Raw genomic sequence first — 18,692 nt, forward strand, 5'->3', positions numbered from 1 at the left:
AGTGCGCGCAGAGACGCTTAGCGTATATCTGTGCCCGTTCTATGTCCTGACCCCTCAAAGGGATCCCATGGCCTAACCCCGCTTGGAAAATGATCGACAAGCGAGATTCGGCCGCTCGCGATGCTTGGTTCTATGAGTGCCAACGCCGCAAGATACCGTTCCTGCACGTGGCAAAAGCAAGAAAACACTTCTCGGTCCATTGGGACCATATCAGCTTGGATTCTGATTATGACCAGATGATCAGACAGTCTGCCGATGGGAAAATGGCAAGGGTTCTGTTCCGAACCTATCAACTGATCGCTTCTGGCCTTGAGCCTAAAAGCTTTTTCGATGGCGGGGCCTTGGTGGGGGATGTGACTGGCTTGTCTGAATCAAGCGCCCGGCAGATTGCAAATGCCTTCGCTCTCCTGCTTTTTCCTGGCAACGTGCAATCTGCTTTGGCTGCATAAGAAGATATTGGAAGCCGCGGAACCAGCGGCTTCAATACGCCACAACTCCATCAGGCCGAAATTCTGAGCTCCGTTCGCGTCGTGCAACAAGCCAGTGGTCCAAATCAGGCACGCTGCGGTGGACTTCATCATCGCCAGAAGCCGTCCTGTCTCTGGCCGTGCCGGTTGTCGTAATTCTCGCGCTGATCGTAGGCGCTCTTGCGGATACCCACCTCGACCCGCTGGCCGCCGACGTTGCGAATGTGGAGATCGCGCAGATCGACCTTGTTGCGCTGCGCCCAGTCTTTTGCCTCGCGCTCGCTGCCGAAAGTGCCTGCATCTTCGTAATCGAATGCCATTTCATGCTCTCCTTCATGTGGTGATTGACGGTCTGGAAGATTGGATGCGCAGGCGCAGGCTCATGCCGACTGCTTCTGGGCATTGGCGGATCGGGCTTGGGAAGGGCTGCCGCTTGAAATTGGAGTTGAAGTGCAGTTCGTCATGTAAGCGCTGATCCTCGGTCCATCTGGTGGTCGAGGCTGGCTTTGGCCGACCGGTGCTCCTTTATTTGCTGGCTGAAGCCTCGAGCCGACTGGAACGTGAATAACGCCAGCGCAACGGCGGCAGCACCGGCAATGAATGCGGTGATGTAGAAGCTCATTGCGGGAACATTCATCCGAGCCAGATATTGTGGGTCGTTGATCACACTCATCTCGTGGGCGAGGAGTATGATGCTGCCAAACATCAGGGCCATCCGGATCGCTATCGTGCCGGCGTGTGTAATCAGCCGGCTTCTCGCAATGGATTCGCGCTGGCGAGCCTCGACGATAGGGTCTGGCGTCGAATTGTACGCTGCTTCGGCTCTATCGGCCTTTCGCTTGCGCCATATGGCGCGCCCCTGGGCAACGAACTGGGTAAACTCTCTGGGTCCGTTGTTTTCGGCAATAAGCCGCTCAAGGTGCCGATACTCAGCCTCGGCGGCTTCCTGATTCCTATAATAGATTGCTGCACTGAAGACCGATTCCATTCTTGCAATGATATCGTGTAGTGTTTGGTTAGGGTTGAAACATTCGTTCACTCGGGGGTGCAGTACCCAGTCGTGCCACTGTTCGTATCGGTTGGTACAAGCAAAGTATGAGTTAGGGCGTGTGTCCCAGTCGATATAGCGGATCTTGTGGAAGCGATTTTGGCTCCGGTAAGCCGCAACCCGTTGACGGGCTCGGTGATGAAATGCTTCGACGCTCATCAACTGCAGCGGCCCGATCAGGGCCTCGATCTTTGCTAGGTGAGCGTCACAATTGTAGATGCAGTGCTGGAGGTGCTCGAGCGTGAAGTCTTCATAGAGCGCCTTTACCTCTCGCAGGAGCGCTCCCTCGTTCAGCATTTTTGAGGTCCAGCAATGGACGCCCGTTCTTTTACCGAGAAGTACATTAAGGGGGATATCGAGCTGTCGTCCCTCATCGCAGTATTGCTGGATCATCCTTGGTGCTGTCACGTCGCGAAATTCGGCATCGAGGCCGCGATTGACGAGAACGCGGATTTTGGTCTGAGAAAGCTCAAAGCAGCCCGCGATTTCTCGTACCGACTTTCCGGCCCTATGCTCTTTGAAGACCCGGCGTGCCAGATTGTTTGCCGCTTCGCCCTTCAAGTAGCTGTTGGGTGATCTGCGCTTGAACTCGCTCGTTTTCTGAACGGTACTTTGACCGCCGGCATTGCGGATGTGGAGATCGCGCAGATCAACCTTTTTGTGCTGCGCCCCGTCCTTCGCCCCACGCTTGCTTCCGACGGTCCCTGCGTCTTTGTATTCAAGCGCCATGCCTCTCGAGATAGGCCATGGTCGCCTTGACGGCGGCCTGCTGTGCATCGAGAATCCGTTTGTCGCCGCCCAACTGCGCCAGCAGGCTGGCTGACTTCGGCATCGAGAATGTGAGGTCTATGCCCGAGCGGCGGTTTGCATTGCCATTTACGACCGTGTCATCGGGCAACTTGCCATCGAGGACTTTTTCGAAGTCTTCCTTGGCAACTGGGCCTGCAAGCCCGAGCGCTTTCGCGCCCTCGCCACCCCATTCGCTAAGCTCGGCAGGACCATCGCCGACATAGTAGTCGTCCTTGGCAAAGTAGTTTGCGGCGCCGCCTGCAGATGCGACCGATGCGACCGACAGCATCTCAGGCCACCCTTGCCTGCTCATGCTGGAACATCGGCCGCGAAGCATCGCCCAGCAGAAGCCAGGCGGCATCGATGCGGAACTGTTCGCAGATGGCAGCGATCAGGCTGGAGGGCGGATCCCTGTGCCCACCTTCATAGTTCTTGATGGTCTTGTCCGCGATCCCGAGCTGCAATGCCATCACGTGCTGGGAGATACCCAGAGCCGCTCGGACGGTCTTTATCCGCCGCCCGATCGTACCGGCACAATGCGGGCACATTGACGGGGACACATGGCCAGTTTGCGCGGCCGCGCTCATCGCCCAAGCTCCTGATCATCGTCGATGGAAGGGTCCTGACGGCTCTGCTTTTCGTTGCCGATGCCGCGCATGTTCTCTTTGGAAAGCTCGCTCTCCTGCGCGTCTGCCCTGCTGTTCTGCGCTCGCCCCTTCGGCCCTTCGATCTTCGCTTGCGCGCCGCGCTCTTCGCTGTCGCGCATGGCAAGGTTTTGCCGGTCGCGCTGGTCCTTCTTGCCAGGGCGGTTATAGCCATACAGCTCCCCTTGCGCTGGCTTTCGCTCGAAGTCTGCCCGCTCCTCTTCATCCTCAATCTTGCGTGTTACCTCCTCCTCGGTCAGCTCGCGCTCAGGGTTCAATGGCCCCTCGATCGCCTCCCTCAGCTGCTGCGCCGCCCGCTCAGCCTCACTCAGCGCGACCTCTTCGCGATCCTTCCGCTCCTTAGGCGCGATGTCAGGTTGTGCGCCTTCCCTATCCCCACCCCCCAATTCCGCGATATCCCCGGACGGTGGGATGTATTCGGCGGCGCGCATGTCGGTGACACGCTCGAAACCCTTGGCGCGGGGTTCGTAATCCTTCCACGTCAGCCTGATCCTGGCAGCGGGGAAACCGTCGGGGAATTTCACGAACCCGTGCATGCTGGGCAGGTCGCTGATGTCGACCGGCATGACGAGTTCTTCGACGTTGGTACGAGGCGTGATCGTCGAGGCGTCGCGGTTGTCATTATAGCCGTAGGAATAGGCTTCATCCATGATCCGGACCTGACGGTTGCCAATGAACTCGGAGCATCGCCGCGACGTCTCGGGATCGGCCGTCTTGAGGATCAGTTTGGTGCCCGCCAGCGAGGCCAGATTGGTAGCTCCGTTCTCGCCATAGGTTTCTTCAAGCTTGTCGAAGGAATGCATGCCAAGCACGAAGGCTCCGCCAAACGCGCGGGCGGTCTGAAGACCATGATCGATCGCCGGGAGACGATGCAGCGCATGGACTTCGTCGATGAGAAACCAGGTGCGCAGATCTCGGGTCCGTCCCATGTGGAACAGCGCATTGACGGCCAGGTCCATCCACAGCGTCAAAAGCGGGCGATTGAGGACCAGGTCCGGGTGCGTGGAAGTGATGAAAAGGATCGACCCTTCCTTGACCTCGGTGGTCATCCAGTTCTTGATTGAGAAGCCGGTTTCGCCCGGAGGAGGTTCGGGCAGGAAGCGGAAAACATTCGCATTGGCGATGAAGGTGGTCCGGATCGACTCTGCCATTTTGGCAGCGGCGGGTGACATCATCGGACCTGCGATCGTGCCTTCAAGTTGAGCATGGATCGTCTTCAGATCCGACTGCATCAGGAAGTAGGAAAGCGCGCCATTTGAGCGCACGCCCATCTTGATCATTTTGACGCACATCTCGACGAACAGGGTGCGTGCCGACTTCTGCCAGAAGTCATCTTCCGCGCTATGGCCGCTGGGAACCAGCGCTGTCGCAGCGCTCATGAATTCGGCGTAATTGTCGCAGTCGTTGAAGATCGACCATGGCACGCAGCGGCGATCCATCGGGTTGAGGATGATGTCCGTTTCGGCATCATAGAAGCTTTCGACGAAGGTGCCGGTCAGATCGAAAATGACGCAGCGATGCCCGCGTTCACGCGCCTGCGTGACGATCTTCTTCAGCTCGGTCGTCTTGCCAGCACCGGTAGTACCGATGAACATCGCATGGCTTTGCTCAAGACGCCAAGGAACCGGCACACCTGCCAGGCGGTAAGGCGCATGCAGACCCGCCCGAACACGGTCCTTCAAGGGCTCTGCGAGGATCTTGTCGGGGTCCACTGGTGGCGTGCGCTTGCGGCACTCGCTGATATGCGCTTTCCAGTTATGGCTGGTGATGGCTTGGGCCAGTTCGCTGTGTGTCACAAGCACGGCCCCCCGCTCATGGCGCTCGGTCAGAATGTCGGTGCCGCGCCGTTTCGAAAAGTCGACGAACCAGACGGTCAATGGGACGCAGATAAAGGCTGCACCAAGACCCGCAGAAATGCTGACCTGCACAGCCTTGGCCCACGCCCTTTCCACTGCAGGATGATAGGGCACCATGGACATGGTGCCTTGCACCATCTGACCCGATGGAAGCGTCAGGTTTACAGGCTTGTTCGGATTGAGCTGAACCCAGCCCCAAGCCTCGGCGTAGAGCTTCATAAGCACGAGCTGCACCTCGTGGTTCTTGAAGGTCAAACTGACGAGGGCACACAGCAGAAGAATGGCGGTTCCGACCCAGACGTAGAGGGGCATTCTGATGCCCGCCCAGGTCATCAGGATTTCATGGTGGAACAGCTGCGATCCGCGCGTGAAATTGCCTGCGTTCCGCTTCACTTTTCCGCGCGCGGAAGCGTGGGTGAGAGTGGCAGCTTTTTTGCTGAACCTGATGTCTTCAGCCATGATGCTCTCGCACGTTGGAGAGCGCCTGAGCGATCAGGTGTTCGGCATCAGCCGGATATTGCTCCTGGACGATGAGCGAGAGCGCAAGCTGGGTATGCTCGAGGATTGTAACAGCCCGCTCGGCATTGAGCGATAGTCCCGCCTTCAGGAGCGGAATACCGACTTCAAGGGCAATGCGGATGGCTTCTGACCGCGATACACCGCGGCTTGCCGCAAGTTGATCGACGACGTCGATCATCCTTGGGCTGAGCGTTACACCGACGCTCTGAAACTGTTTCTTTTCCACTACCACACCTTTTCAGGCGTGGTTCGTCTATCGCAGGACCGAGTATATAACGCTGCAGCCCCCTTGCCAAGAGCTTAGAAGATGCAGCCCGGTGCAGCGCTAAGCCCCTGTATTTTTATATTTATGATGGAGCACTGGACGGTATGCAGCGGACTGCACCGTGCGAATTTCGAGCAAAATCTTACCTAACTGATTGTGAAATATGCAGAACTTCGCTGCATCAGCCTACCGCGCAGCGGTGTACGGTGTGCATAAAATTAGGGACTTAGGCCCTGTGCTAGGTTCAGTGCCATAGGGGGATCACTGGCCCAGCTGGTCTTCCGGGGGGAATGTGCCGGCGAGCCGGACTCGCGAACTGACCACAGACGTTTGGCCTGCCTCTGTGGACCGCTGTGTCACGTCATTGGCACCACGTTCGATCAAGGTGGGCGTCCAATTTGGGCATGCTTCGAGATGAAGTATCGCGAGAGCAGCAAGCAAAAAAATGCCTCGAACAGACCCTGCGATTGGTGCATCTTCGCATGGTCTTTCAAGGCTTGGAGGAATGCGCAATGGTGTCGAAACTTGAACGCGAACGATCTGCCCTGGCAGCAGCGGAAAAGGAGCTGGAGGAGCGCCGGCAGAAGCTTGCAGAGCTTGAGCGTGAGGAAGCAGAACGAGAGCTGAATCGGCTCATCAAAAAGGTCGGTCAGGATACGGCGATTGCCCTTCTGGAGCTAGCCGTCAAAGTGAAGCCAAAGGTAGCGATTTCTGCTCTCGAAAAGCTCGGCGGGTGAGGCCTGATTTTTGCCGAGTTGGGCGGCGGTGACCACCGCCCTGTCTCGTCAGAATTCATCGGCCATTTTGCCTGTAGCGGTGTAGACGATCTGATCGATCAGGTGCATCGGCAGCTCGCCATAGTCTCCCTCCTCAATGAGGATGTACCCGTCCCGGGTCTCGACGACATGGACGTCGAAGAATGTGTGGTAGGAGCGCCGCTCAGCTTCGAGCGTTTTTTCATCAAGGGCGATGATGTTGGGATTGATCTGGCGAAGCACTGAAATGTCGTCTTCGTAGCTTTCTGTTGTGTAGCACATGACCTTGCCTCCTGGCGCTCGGCGGCTCGTCCGCCATGCCATGAAACAGCGCCCCGTCAGTGTGCTGGTCACCGGAGCGAAGCGGAGGCTTGACCGCTAATTTTTCGATGGTGCGGAAGCCGGCGCAGCACGGCTTCTCGGTCGGGAAATTAGTGGTTGACCAGTATGCTGGCGGGGTGCTCATGGCGATGGTGGTGGACGTGCCTGCGGCGGGAGGCATGCGTTACCAGCGACTTCGCGAAAGCTATGTGCCGGAATGTGGTTGTTCGGCAGTGCCGTGACCCAGGGGGCATGAAAAAAGGGCACCGCGGCAACGTGCCGGGCACCCTTTTCCACCTCGATCCTGCAGGAGGCAATTTGCAGATCGAGCGTTAAACATGGCGACGAGTTCAGTCGGTTCGTGGCTGCTCGTGAACTGCTGTCCGGATAGTCATGAGGTCCATTCGAGCAGCGGATGTTGCTCTCCACAATCGGTGGCGGCGATGAACGCGAGGCTTTCGAAGAGCGGAGTGATTCCTGCCTTGGCGAAAGCCGCATAAGTCCGGTGATCCTCGAGCGCTGTCCCAAGCTTTTGCAGGGACAGTTGGCCAGATTCTTGGCGGTGGTAGCCAAGCGAGGTGAGCACCTTTGCAGCAAGGTCGCTGCTCATTGTGATGTCGCCTACCAGTGCAATGTGCTCACTCACCCGCATCGTGATCGGTGCGTCGTATTGGTGGTGCTCGATCCGCAGCATTCGTCCAAGAAACTGTGCTTCCTCGACGATCGCGATCATTTCCGGGCGATGGTCGAAACAGGATGCGAACTCGGCGATCGCAAGCGCGTTGGCATTGATCTCGAAGTTCAGGGGCGCGGCCAGGAATTCGCCTGGGTCTGCATCGATCGTGCTGTTGGCGGTGTGCAGTCTGCGCATCAGTGCTGCGAGCTCTGGCGGGCATATCTGAGCCGGTTTCGAATTGAGCCTTGTCTCGATATCCTTGACGCGGAATGTGACGAGCATCTTTGCCTCCTGTCGCTGCTCGTCTCCTCCATCCCCCTCTTCTTTCTCACTACCTGAGCTGGTGGCAGAATGCCGCCAGGTGGTTCTGGTTCACCCCAAGGATGGCTGGTCGACCCATTGTCCGGGTGTGGCAGTTAGTGCGGCAGCGATGCCCGCAAGATGCAAAGCATCGAGCATGGGCAAGGCGCGCCGAGCCAAGGCACAAGCGCGCCTGATAAACTCAGGGGATCGCGATGCTCGCGTCAGCGGGCGAAGGGGGTTCGATGCCCCCAGAGCCCGCCCCTTGCGCAAAAGAAGAGCGGAAGGCCCCGGGATAAGCCGGAGCCTTCCGAAGAGCGCTCACGCAAAGTTGCGCGACCGAACCTGCGCCTGATCACTGATCCGGCGGATGTGCAGCGGCACGCCTGCCTGACGGAGGCGCTGTGCAAGGTTGGACTGGATGCCCGACCCTTCACCGATGATCGCTTCAACAGGGTTCAGCTTAACGATGCTCTCGTTGCGCAGGAACGGAGCCCGGTTGCCGTGGCGCTGATCGGGGACGAACAGGATCGTGTTGACCCCGTTCTGCTGCGCCCATGCACCGGCCATGGCGTCGACGCCCTTGCGCATGCCGGTCGTGCCCAGGACCATGTTCGGGATCCGCGACTTGATGTCGTCGAGGATAGCCCAGATCATCGCAAAATCGTGCCAATCCTTCTGGCCACCTGACACGATCACCAGCGGGCCATCGGGCTGGAATTGTGCCCTGCGATCCTTGGCGCGTGCGGCGAGGAAATCGCGTGCCTGCACCTGGCTTGCGGTAACCCCGTTCTTGCTGACTTGCGATCCCCGTGCGGCCGTGAAGGGGCGACCGGTTTCGACCCGGTAGACGTCCGCTGCATGATCGCGCATCGCCTCGAGCGCTTCGCGGCATCCTTGCAGTGTCTGGCAGAGCTGTTGTGTTTCCTCGAGCTCGACAGCGTAAATCTCCGAAGGGTCGAAGTGGCGGGCCATTTCGCCCAGCTTCTTTGCAGCATCGTCCTCGCGACCTTCAGCCAGGCGTGCGGTCATGTGGAAGGAGTTGACCATGCCCCAGGCGAGTTGCTGCGCAAATTCCTCCATGCGCGTGTCCTTGAGGACATCGAAGATCGTTCCGATTGCCATCTCCACGGCGCGGCGCGCCATGTCGGGATCCGGCATCTCTGCGGCGATTGGAGCCTCGATGATGTTGAGCTTTGCCAGATCGCTGTGTTCAAGAAACGCTCCGTCATAGGATTCCGTGATCCCTTCACGAGCATCGGCGAGATTGATCCGTGCCTGAGCCAGATCTGCGAACGAATTGAAAAAAGTCATAAAAGCCTCCGATTTTTGAAATCGTCCCCACATTGGGAACAGCCAAAAACCCATCGGGCCGGACGAACCGTGTCAGGGACGGCGAGCTCGTCTCGCCGCCGCCATGGCGGGCGTGGGGGAACCGATTTTCTGCCAAGCGTGGCGCGAGCGCAGCGAGACAGCCGCGATTGCTGAAAATTGGGGGGACCGCGATCCTTGACCAAGGGGCGGCCGCCGATAGGTTTCGGCAGGTGTTCCTGTGTGTGTGGAAGAGACGTTCCCGCCCTCGAGCAGGTGAGACGAAGGCAGGGCCGGTCAGGCGCTTCAGCGCCACACCGGGCCGCCCCTTCGGCCCTGCGAAGGGGTTACAGCGGGAACTCCCCCCATCTTGAGAGACCGTTTGGCGGGGCTGGTCGCAAGACGACGGACTGTCAGGGATGATGCCGCAAAGCGGGCATCACCGCCACGCGGGCGGTGAAGGCAAGCGCAGCGACAGCCTGAGCCGATCCTTGACCGGACGGAGGATACCGAATGACCCGCCTGCTCGCAGCAGCACGCATTACGGTCGGAAAGCTCCGAGCGCGAACGCCTTCCTGGCAAGGAAAGGCGCGTTCGCGGGTAAGGGGCGCTGCCCTGCCCGCATGGGCGGCACTTAGCGAACGAGCCCATTGTCGGAGCCCGCATTGACGCTATGTTCGGGCCATGGCCGTCTGGCAGTTCGTCATCAACCTCATCCCTGCCTCTGCGGCGCGTATCGCAGGGGTCCACGCAGCACGGATGAGCCGCGGGCAGCTCGAGGAAGTTGTTCTGGCACTGCCCATCGCAAAGGCGGATGCGCTGTTCGCAAAACTCGACATGCTGCTGCCCGAGAAGCCGCGATCGTACACCGGTCTCCGGGTGTGGGGTGACGAACCTGCGGACGACATTCAGGTGAGCTTCGATGACGAATTCATCGAAGAAATCCAGGTCCGCTTCGACGCGGCAGATCTCTCTTTGCCTTTGGTCGGCGGGGTCTGCGACGTCGCGCGGCAACTCGACTGCGTCTTTGCAACGCCGGAGGGTGCGATCATTCAGCCAAGCAGGGAAGCTGTCGTCAGGACGGTTCTGCAATCAGACGCAGCGCATTTCGTGAGAGAGCCACAGGGCTTCATCGAAAAGGCGGTCCGTCTGGATCAGGAGGACCGATAGGGTCCATACCAGTGGCGGGCCACATTAAGTGACGAGCAGGAGCCGTACTTGAAGCAGACCGGCAGCTTCGTGCAGTTTGCCGCGGAAACGACAATAGCCGAGATGGCTGCGGCGGCGGTGTCTATGCACAGTTCGCACAGCAGATTCTGGCAATCTTGATCTCACCTGATGCCTCCTTGGCCAACACCTCGGAAAGAGGGACGGCTTGTTGCGGAAAGACTTGATGAATGCCTCGATGGCACGGCTTGCACACAGCATGTCGATGAGCTTCATCCGTGTATCGCTTATCGCCACGCTCAAAATCATGATGAGTGTCCGCACATCCGTCGCTAAGCGTTATGCTGCAGCGTGCGCAAACGGAATTCTCTTCGCGCGTTTTCTTGCGCCGTTTGCGCTCCGACCCACTGACGTTGGCCATATCTCATCTCCTTTCAAAGGTCTGATAAACGAAGAAGTTTGAAACGTGAAATCGCGCGCGGCAACTCGGCCGCGAGCGGCGGAACCGAGAGCCGGCGGGCCATCAGAAACGCAATGCCCCGGCGCAGCCCGAGCCGCTTGAGAGCGCCGCTCATCAGGCGGCAGCGCGCAAGCGTGGCCAGCGGCCAAATGCGTCAGCGATCGTCACCTGAAGGACCGAGACCTTTCAGGGGCTCGGTGAAGCCTTGGGTGCGCGAAGCCTTCGTGAAGACGGGGCCGCAGCGCACGGGGCGGAATAGAGCGCGATCCCGGCCAGAGGTCGGGAGACGCCACCCACTGTTTATCCTGCGAGGGGGCAACCAAGTTTGAAGCAAGGCCGCTTGCATGACGGTAGCCTCATGCAAGGCGCGCGTACGGAAGATGATACATCAACCACTCCGCTTGCCAGAGCACCATTTCCTAGCCAGAGGTCCGTCGCGCCGCTGCAGCTTCCTCATTTGAGGGGCGCCTTTCGCCAGCATCTATGCGCGCTTTGGCAGCTTCCCAGATGGCTGGTATTTCATCGAAAGCCGCTTCGCCTGCTTCCCAGTAGTATTGGAAGAATGCCTGGATCAGCGGCAGCCGGACCGAGTAGAGGTCATCGGTTGCAAAGCCAATGTCGAAGCGGATGATGGGCGCGAACGGGTAGCTTCGGTTGGTGGGTTCGATCTCGGGGTTAGTGGCGAAGGCGAGCGATTTTTCGATCACCTTTTCTCTCAAGATTTCATAGATCGGCTCAATGCCCTGGTCCCATTCGACGTCTTCGATGGCCTTGGTTAGGCGATCGAGCGTTTCGCTCCGCGAGGCCCATGCCTCATCGGGAAGGGTTCGGATGGCGGCTATGATCGCCTTTTGTTGTGCGTCGAGCACGGTTCGGGAGAAGTCGCGCCATTCGTCCCAGATGGCTTCGTCGTCGTGGACGTGGTTCTGAGCTGAACTGAAATACTCGGTCAGCGCTTGTCGGACGATTTCGGATCGATCGTGCCGCTGGTACTGGGCTGCGTTATCCAGATGCTCCTCGAGCTGTTCGTCGAGATTTACCCTAAAGAGTGCCATGATGTCATACTCCTCAGCTGCAATGTGCGGGATTATTGCGCTTTTTTGCTTCGGCGCAAAGTGTCTTGTTATTCGGTTTGCGGGTCTTTCTGATCAGGCCGATTGCGCAACCCCGCAGCACGCTTGACAACTAATGTTCTTATGATGTTCTGCCGTGGCTATGGGCAGCAAGCGTCTCGATACGGTGGCCGATCTGGTTCGCCATGGCCTCAACGCACAGGTTGAATGTCTCGCATGCCGCCGCGTTGTGATCGTTCCGGCGGCCAAACTGCGAGACCGATGCTTTGCCAAATCCATCCCGATGAAGCTGGAGATCGTCGCGCGGCACTTGCGCTGCAGCTGCGGTCACCGGGGAACCAAGCTGGACGCCACCGGTGTCCAGCTGTCGCCCCCCTGAAAGGGCTCGGGCGACGCCTGCGCGCCGCCCCTCCCGGTCAGAGAAACTCGACGTTCTCGGCGATGATCTCGCAGCCATAGCGGTCATTGCCTTCGGCGTCCTGCCAGCGCGAGTAGTGGATGCGGCCCGTCACGGCGAGTTGGTCACCCTTGGCCTTGTGCTGGCGCAGCGGGAGCCCGAGGCCATTGAAGACGGTGACCTTGTGGAATTCTGCATCCTTGACCGGGTAGCCGGTTCCCGGATCCTTCTGGACCTTGCCGTCGCGGATGACCGGACGCTCGGTCACGAGGATCAGTTCGGTGATGCGGGTGTCGCTGCGGTCGCGGGCAACGGGATCCTTGGCGAGACGGCCGACGAGGTTGACGATGTTCATTGCATGAGCCTCCTTGGTGCCGACGGCTCGTCCGCCGGTGCCCTTATCGAGCCTCGGCGAGAGAGCTGGGACACCGCGCGCTGCGGCGCGCGGGAAACCTCAGAAAGCGAGATGGTGCGGGCAGCCCGGCTTGCCGGGCAACACGGCTCGCATTTCTGCAGGTTGGCCCTAAGCTCGACCAGAGAGGCAGGGGCACTGGGCGGCGGACGTGCTGTTGGCACAGGAGCTTATCGCACGCCTGGACATCGACCTCGCCGCGTCTCGGCTCGCAGGAGCTTGCTGTCGACGGTGATGATCGCAGGATCGATCGCCCGTCCTCACCGATTTTAGGGAGCGAATAGACTCTTTGTGGCTGTCGTCCGGAAGACCCGATTTTGGCTACCTGGGGTGCCGATCCCCGAAGTTGCCGCCATACTGGCCTTGATGCGGGGTCAGACATGGCTCCAAGGGGGCTGCCTGTCTCTGCGTTGCGGCAATCAATCGCGATCGACGGCAGCGGCGCCCCAGGCTGCGATGGCATCGATGGTCTTTGCCGTGAACCGCGGTGGGAGTCGTCCGGCAATGTACCCGGGCTGCTTCATCAGGGGTCTGATGTCGAACCCGGGCCAGGTGAACCGGTTGAATTCCGAAACGACAATGGCGCTGCCCGGAGCGAGCCCGGCTGCGCGTGCGATCTCATCGGGGATTGCGACAGCGTTCTTGCGCCCCTCGCCCTTGGTCGTGATCGCCGCGACCAGGTAGCGTGACCCTTCCACACCAACGACGACGACAAAGCGTTCCTTGACGCCTTCGTCGCGGCCCCGTCTCTGCTCTTCCTCGAAGAGATAGACGTATCGGAGGATATGGCCTGCGGCGGGGCGGTCAGTCTTCCCAGCGGTCATTGGCGAGTTCACTGGCCGAAGGCCGTGCATTAGCGAAAGCCTTGCGATCGGCTTCGGTCATGTCGGACGAAGCGACAGCTTCGATATTCATGTGGCCGGCGATCACACCGCGTGCTGCCTGTTCAAGATGGCGGAAATATTCGCTATCTGCGATGACATGTCGCTCGCGCCCATGGCTGGTGAGGACGACCGGCTGTTTGGTTGCGAGATCAAGGAACTCGCCGGTGTTGTTGTGAAACCGGGTCAGGGGAATCCTGGGGTGCTCATTCGCCGTCGCTGGCATGGTGGTATCTCCTCTTGGCACCAAAATAGCAATTATTGCCAAAATAGCAAGATTTCTGTGGCGACGCTTGCCGCGCTAGCCGTCCACCTCTGCCGCCAGCAGCTCAGGCAACAAGGGGACGAGGCCCGCATCAATCGCAAAGCCCAGTGTCCGTGCGAGGCGGCAGGCTCGCGCGATTGACCCGTCTGGAACATCTAGCGCCGTTTCAATGTGCCCAAGGGTTTCACCAGCGCATGGCTCACAGACCGCGTGAAGCTTGCCCGGCTCTGCGGTGATAGCAAACGGCCAGGTCATCGCGACACCGACAACCCTCTCATCGAGGATGAGCAGCGTATCCCCAGCAGCAATAGTCTCGTCGGTCTGCACGGCGTCGTAGGCATTGCCCGTCGAGGCGAAGGCATGGATTCGCCAGGCGCTGAAGGCGAAGCGCTCGCTGTCGGTCAGCATGGCACGGCCCCTTCGGAAAAGGCGCGCTGTGCCGCTTCCGGAAAGGCTGCGGTGAGGTTGCGATGGATCGGCCCGGAGGATTCTGGAAAGAATGCCCCGGTGGTGCTCGGCCGTGTGATCCGCAGCGCGCTTGCGACGGCATCCACGACGAAACTCACAAGCTGATCGCTGGCCGTCAGCTTGCTAAATTCAGGCGGTGCGAACCCGGCCTGATGCCAGAAGGCGATGCCGATCTCGAGGGTCTCGAGATAGCTGGCATGGCTGCCATCGTCCTGGTCGTCGTCGATGCGCGCCTCGACCGTCCGGTAGGTTCCGAAGTCATGGGCGTTGGCCTTGATCCGCAAGGTGATGCCGGCAGGCGGGAAGCCAGCTACCGCGATCAGCGCAGCCCTGTAGAGCATGGCTTCGGCAGTATTCACGAGGTCGAAGTTTAGGGTGTGGCCGATCTGCGCGCAGTCTTCGTTCCACGGAGCCCCGCCAAGATCGAGAGTCCAGTTTGTCTGTGCCATTCAAGCCTCCTTTGCTCGAACGGCACCTCCCCCTTCCCTCTTGTGGGCCGAGTTCCTTCAGCAGTTCTGCCAAGCCCGACAGCAGCGGGCAAAAGAAAAGGCCCGCCCGCGACAAATGCGCGGACGGGCCTTCCCGATGTGACCGGCGCGGGTCGCGGCACCGGTCACGGGGGGCTTGTCCCGGTCAGGCGTCGACGCTCACGCGCGTCTTGCCCTTGGGTGCCGGAGCGGTGCTTTCGCCCAGACCGTCGCCGGTGGCAGCGGCGCTGTCAACGCTGCGGTCGCTGGCCGGTTCGTCGCCGGTGGCGGTGAGCGGCGGCAGGGCGCCTTCGCTCTCGCTGCCGAAGCCGTCGAGCGACGCCTTGGGCTTCGAACGCCGCCAGGCGACATTGAAGCTGCCGTCGTTCTGCTGGAACATGGCGACCGGGATCGGCGCCGAGAGGCTGGGATCGTCGATCTGGCCCGACAGGAAGCATTCACCGGTCTCGTTCGACGAGTATTCCCACAGCGCGCCGATCTTGACCCAGCTGCGGCGGTCCGCCGAGAGCGCCATAAGGTCGAACTTGGGTGCGCGCTCATTGCTGGATTCGAAGGCCCGCAGAGCAACCGTTGCGCTGAAGGTCAGGGTGGTGATGCGGCCGATGTGAACGCCTTCTGCGTTGGCCTTGAGGGTGCCGATGTTCATGTCACATTCTCCTGATGCTGTCCGAACCCCTTGTCCGGAACACCTTCTCCCATCCCCCCTCTCCTCCGGGCCCGTGGCCCGGCCCGTGCGCCAGCCACCGCAGGCGCGCGTCATCCTGTCCAGCCCAGAGGGCTGAGGAGCCTCGATGTGTGGTTTGGAGATGAACCGGCCCTGCTTCGAGCCATGCGCGGTCCGTGCCGACCTAAGCTTCCGGCTCGGTGTCCTTGATCTGGCTGACACGCGCCATGAAAGCCTTGGCTTCGAGCTGATTGGGTCCGTCGCGCGTGGCGAGGCATGCCATCCTGTCGATCTCTAGCTGTGCGGCAAGACTTGCCTCGATCTGGCAGTAGGGTTCGAGTACGCGGATTGCGTCAACCGCGCGGGGCAGCTCGCCGAAGGCAGTGCCGACCCACACGAGTTCGGTCTCCTCCCCGTCCTCGTCAGGCGCGCTCAGAACCTGCGCAAAGTATGTCTGCAAGGGGCGGTCCCAGCCAACATAGGCACTTGCCGCCGCAACCCCGTCACGAAGCGGTACTTTGTGTCTGCTCATGCGCTTTTTACCTCCCCATCAGGTTTTGGGCGGCTGCCGGGTGACGCAGCGATATGCCTGTCCCTCACAATGATCAGTAGTCCGCAGGCCGCATCAGCGTGACGACGCGCCGTGTCATCGCTGGATTGGCCGGATCCTCTGACCCGAACGCCAGTTCGGTGTCGTAATAATCGACTTTCATCAGCACCTTGATGCCATCGACATCCATGCTTGCAAAGTCTCGCTCGGGCGAATCCGGGGCGAAGGTGCAATGGCGCAGAGCGGCCATCAACCGAGCCTGGGCCATCATGCTGTCTGCCGCGGTGTCGCCGCCGAGTTCTGCAAGCAGCCCGGATGTCATGACGATGCGGGCCGTGCGGTCACGGCCCTGACGCGCTGCATCATTGAGCTGCGCGATGTGCTCGGTGCGTTGCCGTGCGCAAGAGATGTCGGATGTGTCATGCATTGGAGGTCTCGTCCCGATCCAGGAGGCAACAAGCGGATAGCTGAACATCGATCGCGGTCCCCGGGGCGACGGTAATGGCGACCTGCCGATCCTTGGGAATGACCCACAGGATGCCGGCGAGCGTGTCGCGGATGCGCGCCGCGATGGCCTCGTCCTCGCCGAGCAGCACCCGGGCCGCGAGTTCGCGCGCATCGCGCAAGAAGTGCTCGTGCTGGGTGTCCCAGGAGTCGGCCTCGCTGTCGTCGCTCGCGCAGAAACAGACGTTCTCGATCAGATCGACCAGCGTTTCGGGGGTCAGCGCCGGACCCAGCACATAAGCGATGCGGATCTGATCGACACCGCTGTACCAGCCATCCTCGCCCACGACAAAGGCCACATCTGCCGGGATCCGTTCCTCGCGCTGCGTTTCGCTGGCGCGGTGGGAGACACAGAACCTCAGTTCGATCGTCTCTGCACGCACATGGTCATTGAGCGGCGGGAAGCTGCCGTTCTCGGCGATGACGTGGCCCTGCTCCCCGGCAGCAACATAGAAGCGCACGTTTCCGAGCTGATGCAGCGCGTCATACCAGCCATAGCCAGCGTAGGCAGGATGGTTCTCGACGAGGTGCGCTCGCAAGGGGTGCTCGCGCAGCGCGCGCTCCAGTCCCTGTGCAATATCGGGCTCAAGATCCGCGACAAGGATCGTGTCCGCACCTGCTGCGACTTCCTCATACTCGACATTGACGTTGTCGCTCTCCGCGATGGCCGCATGCCAGCGGGGCAGGCAGGGGTCGGCCTCCGGCAGGGCGACCCCCAGATCGCGCGCTTCCTTCCAGTTCTCGAAGGAAAGCCGGTGCTGGCCTCTGTGCGCCAGCGCGGCATAGATCGTGCGCTTGCACGCTGTCTGCAGCGCCGCAAATGCGGCGTTCTCGACGAATTCCTTGCGCGCCGGCAGCACAAGGGCAAGGCCCGGGGTGGCCCCGATATCGAGCCGGGCATGGTAGGTCTTGCCGCCAAGGCTTTCCGAGACGCTGGCAAGCTTGCGGGTGAGCACCATGCCATGGAAGTTCGTGGTGGGATCCTGGTTGTATTCGCGCCCCTCGAACACCCCGATCTGGCTGCCGTTCCATTCGGCGATGTAGATCGCCTTGGCGAGAAAGTCCTCGCGCGGCACTTGCGCGCCATTGAAGAAGACCGGCAGCGGATAGAACTTCGCGACCTCGCGCAGAATCCGCTCGGTCGTCTGCTCACTCACTCCGGGCATCAGGAAGGTGATGGTCGTGCCAACCGGGCGAGCAAGGGGCACCACGGCAATGTCCTTCGCGCCGGTCCAGCCATCCGCGGGGACATGCACCGACCATCCGGTGTCGGCACCGCCATGACGTGAGCTGATCCGGGTGTCCTTGCCCGCCAGGCTGAAGACACCCATGCCTGCCGGGTCTTCGGCCTCATGGATGTGCTGGCTCCAGCCCGAATCCCCCAGCGCAATCATGGTCTGGGGATCGGCGACCCCGGTTCCATCATCGACAAGGGTCAATCGCGCTCCGTCCTGATCGGCGCAGCAGGCGATATCGATCCGGGATGCGCCAGCGCGGCGACTGTTCTGGAGGAGCTCGCCGAGGATATCGCCGATGGTGCCGTTAAAGAGGCGCGTGACTTTGGTGATAGTCTTCGGGCTCACGCTGGGTCGGATGACTGTCGGGTTCATGGCAAAGGGTCCTTCATCGCACTGGTTCGCCCTTCCCCTCCCCCTTCCCTCCAGATCGGCGGATCGATGCCTGGCCAGAGCCGGGCGGTCCTCGGCCTGCTCTTCAGCCCACTCGTTTCGGTCGCAGGGCCTCGGGCATCGGAATGATCTCGTGCGCCGTATCCCGCAGCGCTGTGACCTCGCCGCGCGCGGCGTAGAGGTCCTTCGCGATCAGCGCGCAGACCTCAGCCTCGCCATAGGTTGGCCGGCCAATGTGATCGACGCGCTCGACTTGCCGGGCAATCACGCCAACCTTGCCTTCCGGCACCCATTCGGCCCAATCGCCCCAGGCGCTGGTGACGCAGAACTCGCCGATGGCGGCGATGTAGGCCTTACGCGTCCGCAGGATCGTGGAGGCATTCTCCTCGACAGCCTCGCCGGTAAAGGCACTGAAGCGGTCCGGATGCCAACATTTGGCGGTATCGCGGGCAAGCTGCAGAAAGCCTGCAGAGCAGGAGCCCTGCCCATCAAGCTCGCTGGAAAAGGCAAGGATCGGGAGCGCCCAATCGCAGTCTTCTTCGTAGGACCCTCCGTCGATCTGTAGCGCTGACGGCATGGCGGCCTGTCTCTGATCGGACAGAATGATGCCGCCGTGGCTGGCGGTCATCACCGACCAAATCCCGGGGCCAAGCTGATCGGCCTGTTGGACAGCACCCCAGATCGATGTCGATGGGCGCGGCGACGGAGCAAAGCATGTCATGAGCGAACTCTCCTTCTTCAGGTTCGCTCAAATCCTCCCCCT

Annotated in this window: 24 protein-coding genes and 1 pseudogene; 5 read left to right on the top strand and 20 right to left on the bottom strand. The window is 60.6% G+C overall.

Translation table 11 applies throughout. The features are described from left to right. The first annotated feature begins 89 nt into the window (after window positions 1–89). Window positions 90–449: a hypothetical protein gene (locus tag AX672_RS00770; RefSeq protein WP_058456890.1), complete on the top strand. Its 360-nt coding sequence runs from the start codon at window positions 90–92 to the stop codon at window positions 447–449. Between the two features lie 128 nt (window positions 450–577). On the opposite strand, the gene AX672_RS00775 is transcribed toward AX672_RS00770, so the two are convergent. The 6 genes and pseudogenes from AX672_RS00775 to AX672_RS00805 form a co-directional block, all read right to left on the bottom strand. Then, window positions 578–787, bottom strand: coding sequence for a hypothetical protein (locus tag AX672_RS00775; protein ID WP_054136348.1), 210 nt, complete (start codon window positions 785–787; stop codon window positions 578–580). A gap of 140 nt (window positions 788–927) precedes the next feature. Then, window positions 928–2,244: a hypothetical protein gene (locus AX672_RS00780; protein ID WP_058803396.1), complete on the bottom strand. Its 1,317-nt coding sequence runs from the start codon at window positions 2,242–2,244 to the stop codon at window positions 928–930. Further along, window positions 2,243–2,593 (bottom strand): annotated as a pseudogene (gene mobF, locus AX672_RS00790) (MobF family relaxase); the annotation flags it as partial. The pseudogene mobF and the gene AX672_RS00780, both read right to left, overlap by 2 nt. A 1-nt stretch (window position 2,594) precedes the next feature. Continuing rightward, complete coding sequence (locus AX672_RS18080; protein ID WP_082660521.1) at window positions 2,595–2,891, bottom strand: helix-turn-helix domain-containing protein; 297 nt, start codon at window positions 2,889–2,891, stop codon at window positions 2,595–2,597. Beyond that, window positions 2,888–5,284 carry a type IV secretion system DNA-binding domain-containing protein gene (locus AX672_RS00800; RefSeq protein WP_058803392.1) on the bottom strand — a complete coding sequence of 799 codons (2,397 nt, stop codon included), beginning with the start codon at window positions 5,282–5,284 and terminating at the stop codon, window positions 2,888–2,890. The genes AX672_RS18080 and AX672_RS00800 overlap by 4 nt, the downstream gene beginning before the upstream one ends. Beyond that, a complete protein-coding gene (locus tag AX672_RS00805; protein ID WP_058818294.1) occupies window positions 5,277–5,570 on the bottom strand; it encodes a ribbon-helix-helix domain-containing protein in 294 nt (97 codons plus the stop codon). The genes AX672_RS00800 and AX672_RS00805 overlap by 8 nt, the downstream gene beginning before the upstream one ends. A gap of 437 nt (window positions 5,571–6,007) precedes the next feature. Between AX672_RS00805 and AX672_RS00810 the strand changes: the two genes are divergently transcribed. Next, window positions 6,008–6,346, top strand: a complete 339-nt coding sequence (locus AX672_RS00810; protein ID WP_152998736.1) for a hypothetical protein — start codon at window positions 6,008–6,010, stop codon at window positions 6,344–6,346. A 48-nt stretch (window positions 6,347–6,394) separates the two neighbouring features. Here AX672_RS00810 and AX672_RS00815 read toward each other — a convergent pair whose 3' ends face one another. Then, a complete protein-coding gene (locus AX672_RS00815; RefSeq protein WP_331711152.1) occupies window positions 6,395–6,688 on the bottom strand; it encodes a hypothetical protein in 294 nt (97 codons plus the stop codon). A 47-nt stretch (window positions 6,689–6,735) separates the two neighbouring features. On the opposite strand from AX672_RS00815, the gene AX672_RS18415 reads away from it, so the two are divergent. Continuing rightward, entirely contained in the window at window positions 6,736–6,927 is a 192-nt protein-coding gene (locus AX672_RS18415) for a hypothetical protein (RefSeq protein ID WP_146215413.1), read from the top strand. A 149-nt stretch (window positions 6,928–7,076) separates the two neighbouring features. On the opposite strand, the gene AX672_RS00820 is transcribed toward AX672_RS18415, so the two are convergent. Then, window positions 7,077–7,643 (bottom strand): hypothetical protein, encoded by a 567-nt coding sequence (locus AX672_RS00820; protein ID WP_058818295.1) that lies wholly within the window; start codon window positions 7,641–7,643, stop codon window positions 7,077–7,079. A 339-nt stretch (window positions 7,644–7,982) separates the two neighbouring features. Further along, the gene (locus AX672_RS00825) at window positions 7,983–8,975 is read right to left on the bottom strand and encodes a DUF2493 domain-containing protein (protein ID WP_058803389.1); all 993 of its coding nucleotides are present in this window, start codon (window positions 8,973–8,975) and stop codon (window positions 7,983–7,985) included. A 681-nt stretch (window positions 8,976–9,656) separates the two neighbouring features. On the opposite strand from AX672_RS00825, the gene AX672_RS00830 reads away from it, so the two are divergent. Together AX672_RS00830 and AX672_RS18790 are read left to right on the top strand one after the other, a co-directional pair. Then, window positions 9,657–10,142, top strand: a complete 486-nt coding sequence (locus AX672_RS00830) for a hypothetical protein (RefSeq protein WP_058456879.1) — start codon at window positions 9,657–9,659, stop codon at window positions 10,140–10,142. A gap of 223 nt (window positions 10,143–10,365) precedes the next feature. Next, the gene (locus AX672_RS18790) at window positions 10,366–10,602 is read left to right on the top strand and encodes a hypothetical protein (RefSeq protein ID WP_062345367.1); all 237 of its coding nucleotides are present in this window, start codon (window positions 10,366–10,368) and stop codon (window positions 10,600–10,602) included. Between the two features lie 416 nt (window positions 10,603–11,018). Here AX672_RS18790 and AX672_RS00835 read toward each other — a convergent pair whose 3' ends face one another. From AX672_RS00835 to AX672_RS00890, 11 genes are all read right to left on the bottom strand, one after another. After that, the gene (locus AX672_RS00835) at window positions 11,019–11,654 is read right to left on the bottom strand and encodes a hypothetical protein (RefSeq protein WP_058456878.1); all 636 of its coding nucleotides are present in this window, start codon (window positions 11,652–11,654) and stop codon (window positions 11,019–11,021) included. Between the two features lie 434 nt (window positions 11,655–12,088). Beyond that, window positions 12,089–12,424 carry a single-stranded DNA-binding protein gene (locus AX672_RS00845; protein ID WP_058456876.1) on the bottom strand — a complete coding sequence of 112 codons (336 nt, stop codon included), beginning with the start codon at window positions 12,422–12,424 and terminating at the stop codon, window positions 12,089–12,091. Between the two features lie 476 nt (window positions 12,425–12,900). Continuing rightward, the gene (locus AX672_RS00850) at window positions 12,901–13,305 is read right to left on the bottom strand and encodes a hypothetical protein (protein ID WP_058456875.1); all 405 of its coding nucleotides are present in this window, start codon (window positions 13,303–13,305) and stop codon (window positions 12,901–12,903) included. Then, window positions 13,286–13,588, bottom strand: coding sequence for a hypothetical protein (locus AX672_RS00855; protein ID WP_058456874.1), 303 nt, complete (start codon window positions 13,586–13,588; stop codon window positions 13,286–13,288). The genes AX672_RS00850 and AX672_RS00855 overlap by 20 nt, the downstream gene beginning before the upstream one ends. A gap of 75 nt (window positions 13,589–13,663) precedes the next feature. After that, the gene (locus AX672_RS00860; RefSeq protein ID WP_058456873.1) at window positions 13,664–14,035 is read right to left on the bottom strand and encodes a hypothetical protein; all 372 of its coding nucleotides are present in this window, start codon (window positions 14,033–14,035) and stop codon (window positions 13,664–13,666) included. Next, on the bottom strand, window positions 14,029–14,544 hold the full coding sequence (locus AX672_RS00865; RefSeq protein WP_058456872.1) for a hypothetical protein: 516 nt from the start codon (window positions 14,542–14,544) through the stop codon (window positions 14,029–14,031). Before AX672_RS00865 ends, AX672_RS00860 begins: the two co-directional genes overlap by 7 nt. A 184-nt stretch (window positions 14,545–14,728) precedes the next feature. Continuing rightward, window positions 14,729–15,229 carry a DUF736 domain-containing protein gene (locus tag AX672_RS00870; protein ID WP_058456871.1) on the bottom strand — a complete coding sequence of 167 codons (501 nt, stop codon included), beginning with the start codon at window positions 15,227–15,229 and terminating at the stop codon, window positions 14,729–14,731. A gap of 202 nt (window positions 15,230–15,431) precedes the next feature. Then, complete coding sequence (locus AX672_RS00875) at window positions 15,432–15,779, bottom strand: hypothetical protein (protein WP_058456870.1); 348 nt, start codon at window positions 15,777–15,779, stop codon at window positions 15,432–15,434. A gap of 73 nt (window positions 15,780–15,852) precedes the next feature. After that, window positions 15,853–16,224, bottom strand: coding sequence for a DUF3768 domain-containing protein (locus AX672_RS00880; protein ID WP_066646883.1), 372 nt, complete (start codon window positions 16,222–16,224; stop codon window positions 15,853–15,855). Further along, window positions 16,217–17,911 (bottom strand): ATP-binding protein, encoded by a 1,695-nt coding sequence (locus AX672_RS00885; RefSeq protein WP_062344726.1) that lies wholly within the window; start codon window positions 17,909–17,911, stop codon window positions 16,217–16,219. Before AX672_RS00885 ends, AX672_RS00880 begins: the two co-directional genes overlap by 8 nt. A gap of 103 nt (window positions 17,912–18,014) precedes the next feature. Further along, the gene (locus AX672_RS00890; RefSeq protein WP_062344724.1) at window positions 18,015–18,650 is read right to left on the bottom strand and encodes a DUF7007 domain-containing protein; all 636 of its coding nucleotides are present in this window, start codon (window positions 18,648–18,650) and stop codon (window positions 18,015–18,017) included. Window positions 18,651–18,692: the final 42 nt, after the last annotated feature.

Origin of the sequence: Sphingomonas sp. CCH10-B3, from assembly GCF_001556185.1 — a bacterium.
Taxonomy (GTDB): Bacteria; Pseudomonadota; Alphaproteobacteria; order Sphingomonadales; family Sphingomonadaceae; genus Sphingomonas; species Sphingomonas aquatica.

Coding starts and splice junctions, on each gene's coding strand:
- AX672_RS00770 (WP_058456890.1), top strand. CDS start 90: ATGATCGACAAGCGAGATTCGGCCGCTCGCGATGCTTGGTTCTATGAG.
- AX672_RS00775 (WP_054136348.1), bottom strand. CDS start 787: ATGGCATTCGATTACGAAGATGCAGGCACTTTCGGCAGCGAGCGCGAG.
- AX672_RS00780 (WP_058803396.1), bottom strand. CDS start 2,244: ATGGCGCTTGAATACAAAGACGCAGGGACCGTCGGAAGCAAGCGTGGG.
- AX672_RS18080 (WP_082660521.1), bottom strand. CDS start 2,891: ATGAGCGCGGCCGCGCAAACTGGCCATGTGTCCCCGTCAATGTGCCCG.
- AX672_RS00800 (WP_058803392.1), bottom strand. CDS start 5,284: ATGGCTGAAGACATCAGGTTCAGCAAAAAAGCTGCCACTCTCACCCAC.
- AX672_RS00815 (WP_331711152.1), bottom strand. CDS start 6,688: ATGGCATGGCGGACGAGCCGCCGAGCGCCAGGAGGCAAGGTCATGTGC.
- AX672_RS00820 (WP_058818295.1), bottom strand. CDS start 7,643: ATGCTCGTCACATTCCGCGTCAAGGATATCGAGACAAGGCTCAATTCG.
- AX672_RS00825 (WP_058803389.1), bottom strand. CDS start 8,975: ATGACTTTTTTCAATTCGTTCGCAGATCTGGCTCAGGCACGGATCAAT.
- AX672_RS00830 (WP_058456879.1), top strand. CDS start 9,657: ATGGCCGTCTGGCAGTTCGTCATCAACCTCATCCCTGCCTCTGCGGCG.
- AX672_RS18790 (WP_062345367.1), top strand. CDS start 10,366: ATGAATGCCTCGATGGCACGGCTTGCACACAGCATGTCGATGAGCTTC.
- AX672_RS00835 (WP_058456878.1), bottom strand. CDS start 11,654: ATGGCACTCTTTAGGGTAAATCTCGACGAACAGCTCGAGGAGCATCTG.
- AX672_RS00845 (WP_058456876.1), bottom strand. CDS start 12,424: ATGAACATCGTCAACCTCGTCGGCCGTCTCGCCAAGGATCCCGTTGCC.
- AX672_RS00850 (WP_058456875.1), bottom strand. CDS start 13,305: ATGACCGCTGGGAAGACTGACCGCCCCGCCGCAGGCCATATCCTCCGA.
- AX672_RS00855 (WP_058456874.1), bottom strand. CDS start 13,588: ATGCCAGCGACGGCGAATGAGCACCCCAGGATTCCCCTGACCCGGTTT.
- AX672_RS00860 (WP_058456873.1), bottom strand. CDS start 14,035: ATGCTGACCGACAGCGAGCGCTTCGCCTTCAGCGCCTGGCGAATCCAT.
- AX672_RS00865 (WP_058456872.1), bottom strand. CDS start 14,544: ATGGCACAGACAAACTGGACTCTCGATCTTGGCGGGGCTCCGTGGAAC.
- AX672_RS00870 (WP_058456871.1), bottom strand. CDS start 15,229: ATGAACATCGGCACCCTCAAGGCCAACGCAGAAGGCGTTCACATCGGC.
- AX672_RS00875 (WP_058456870.1), bottom strand. CDS start 15,779: ATGAGCAGACACAAAGTACCGCTTCGTGACGGGGTTGCGGCGGCAAGT.
- AX672_RS00880 (WP_066646883.1), bottom strand. CDS start 16,224: ATGCATGACACATCCGACATCTCTTGCGCACGGCAACGCACCGAGCAC.
- AX672_RS00885 (WP_062344726.1), bottom strand. CDS start 17,911: ATGAACCCGACAGTCATCCGACCCAGCGTGAGCCCGAAGACTATCACC.
- AX672_RS00890 (WP_062344724.1), bottom strand. CDS start 18,650: ATGACATGCTTTGCTCCGTCGCCGCGCCCATCGACATCGATCTGGGGT.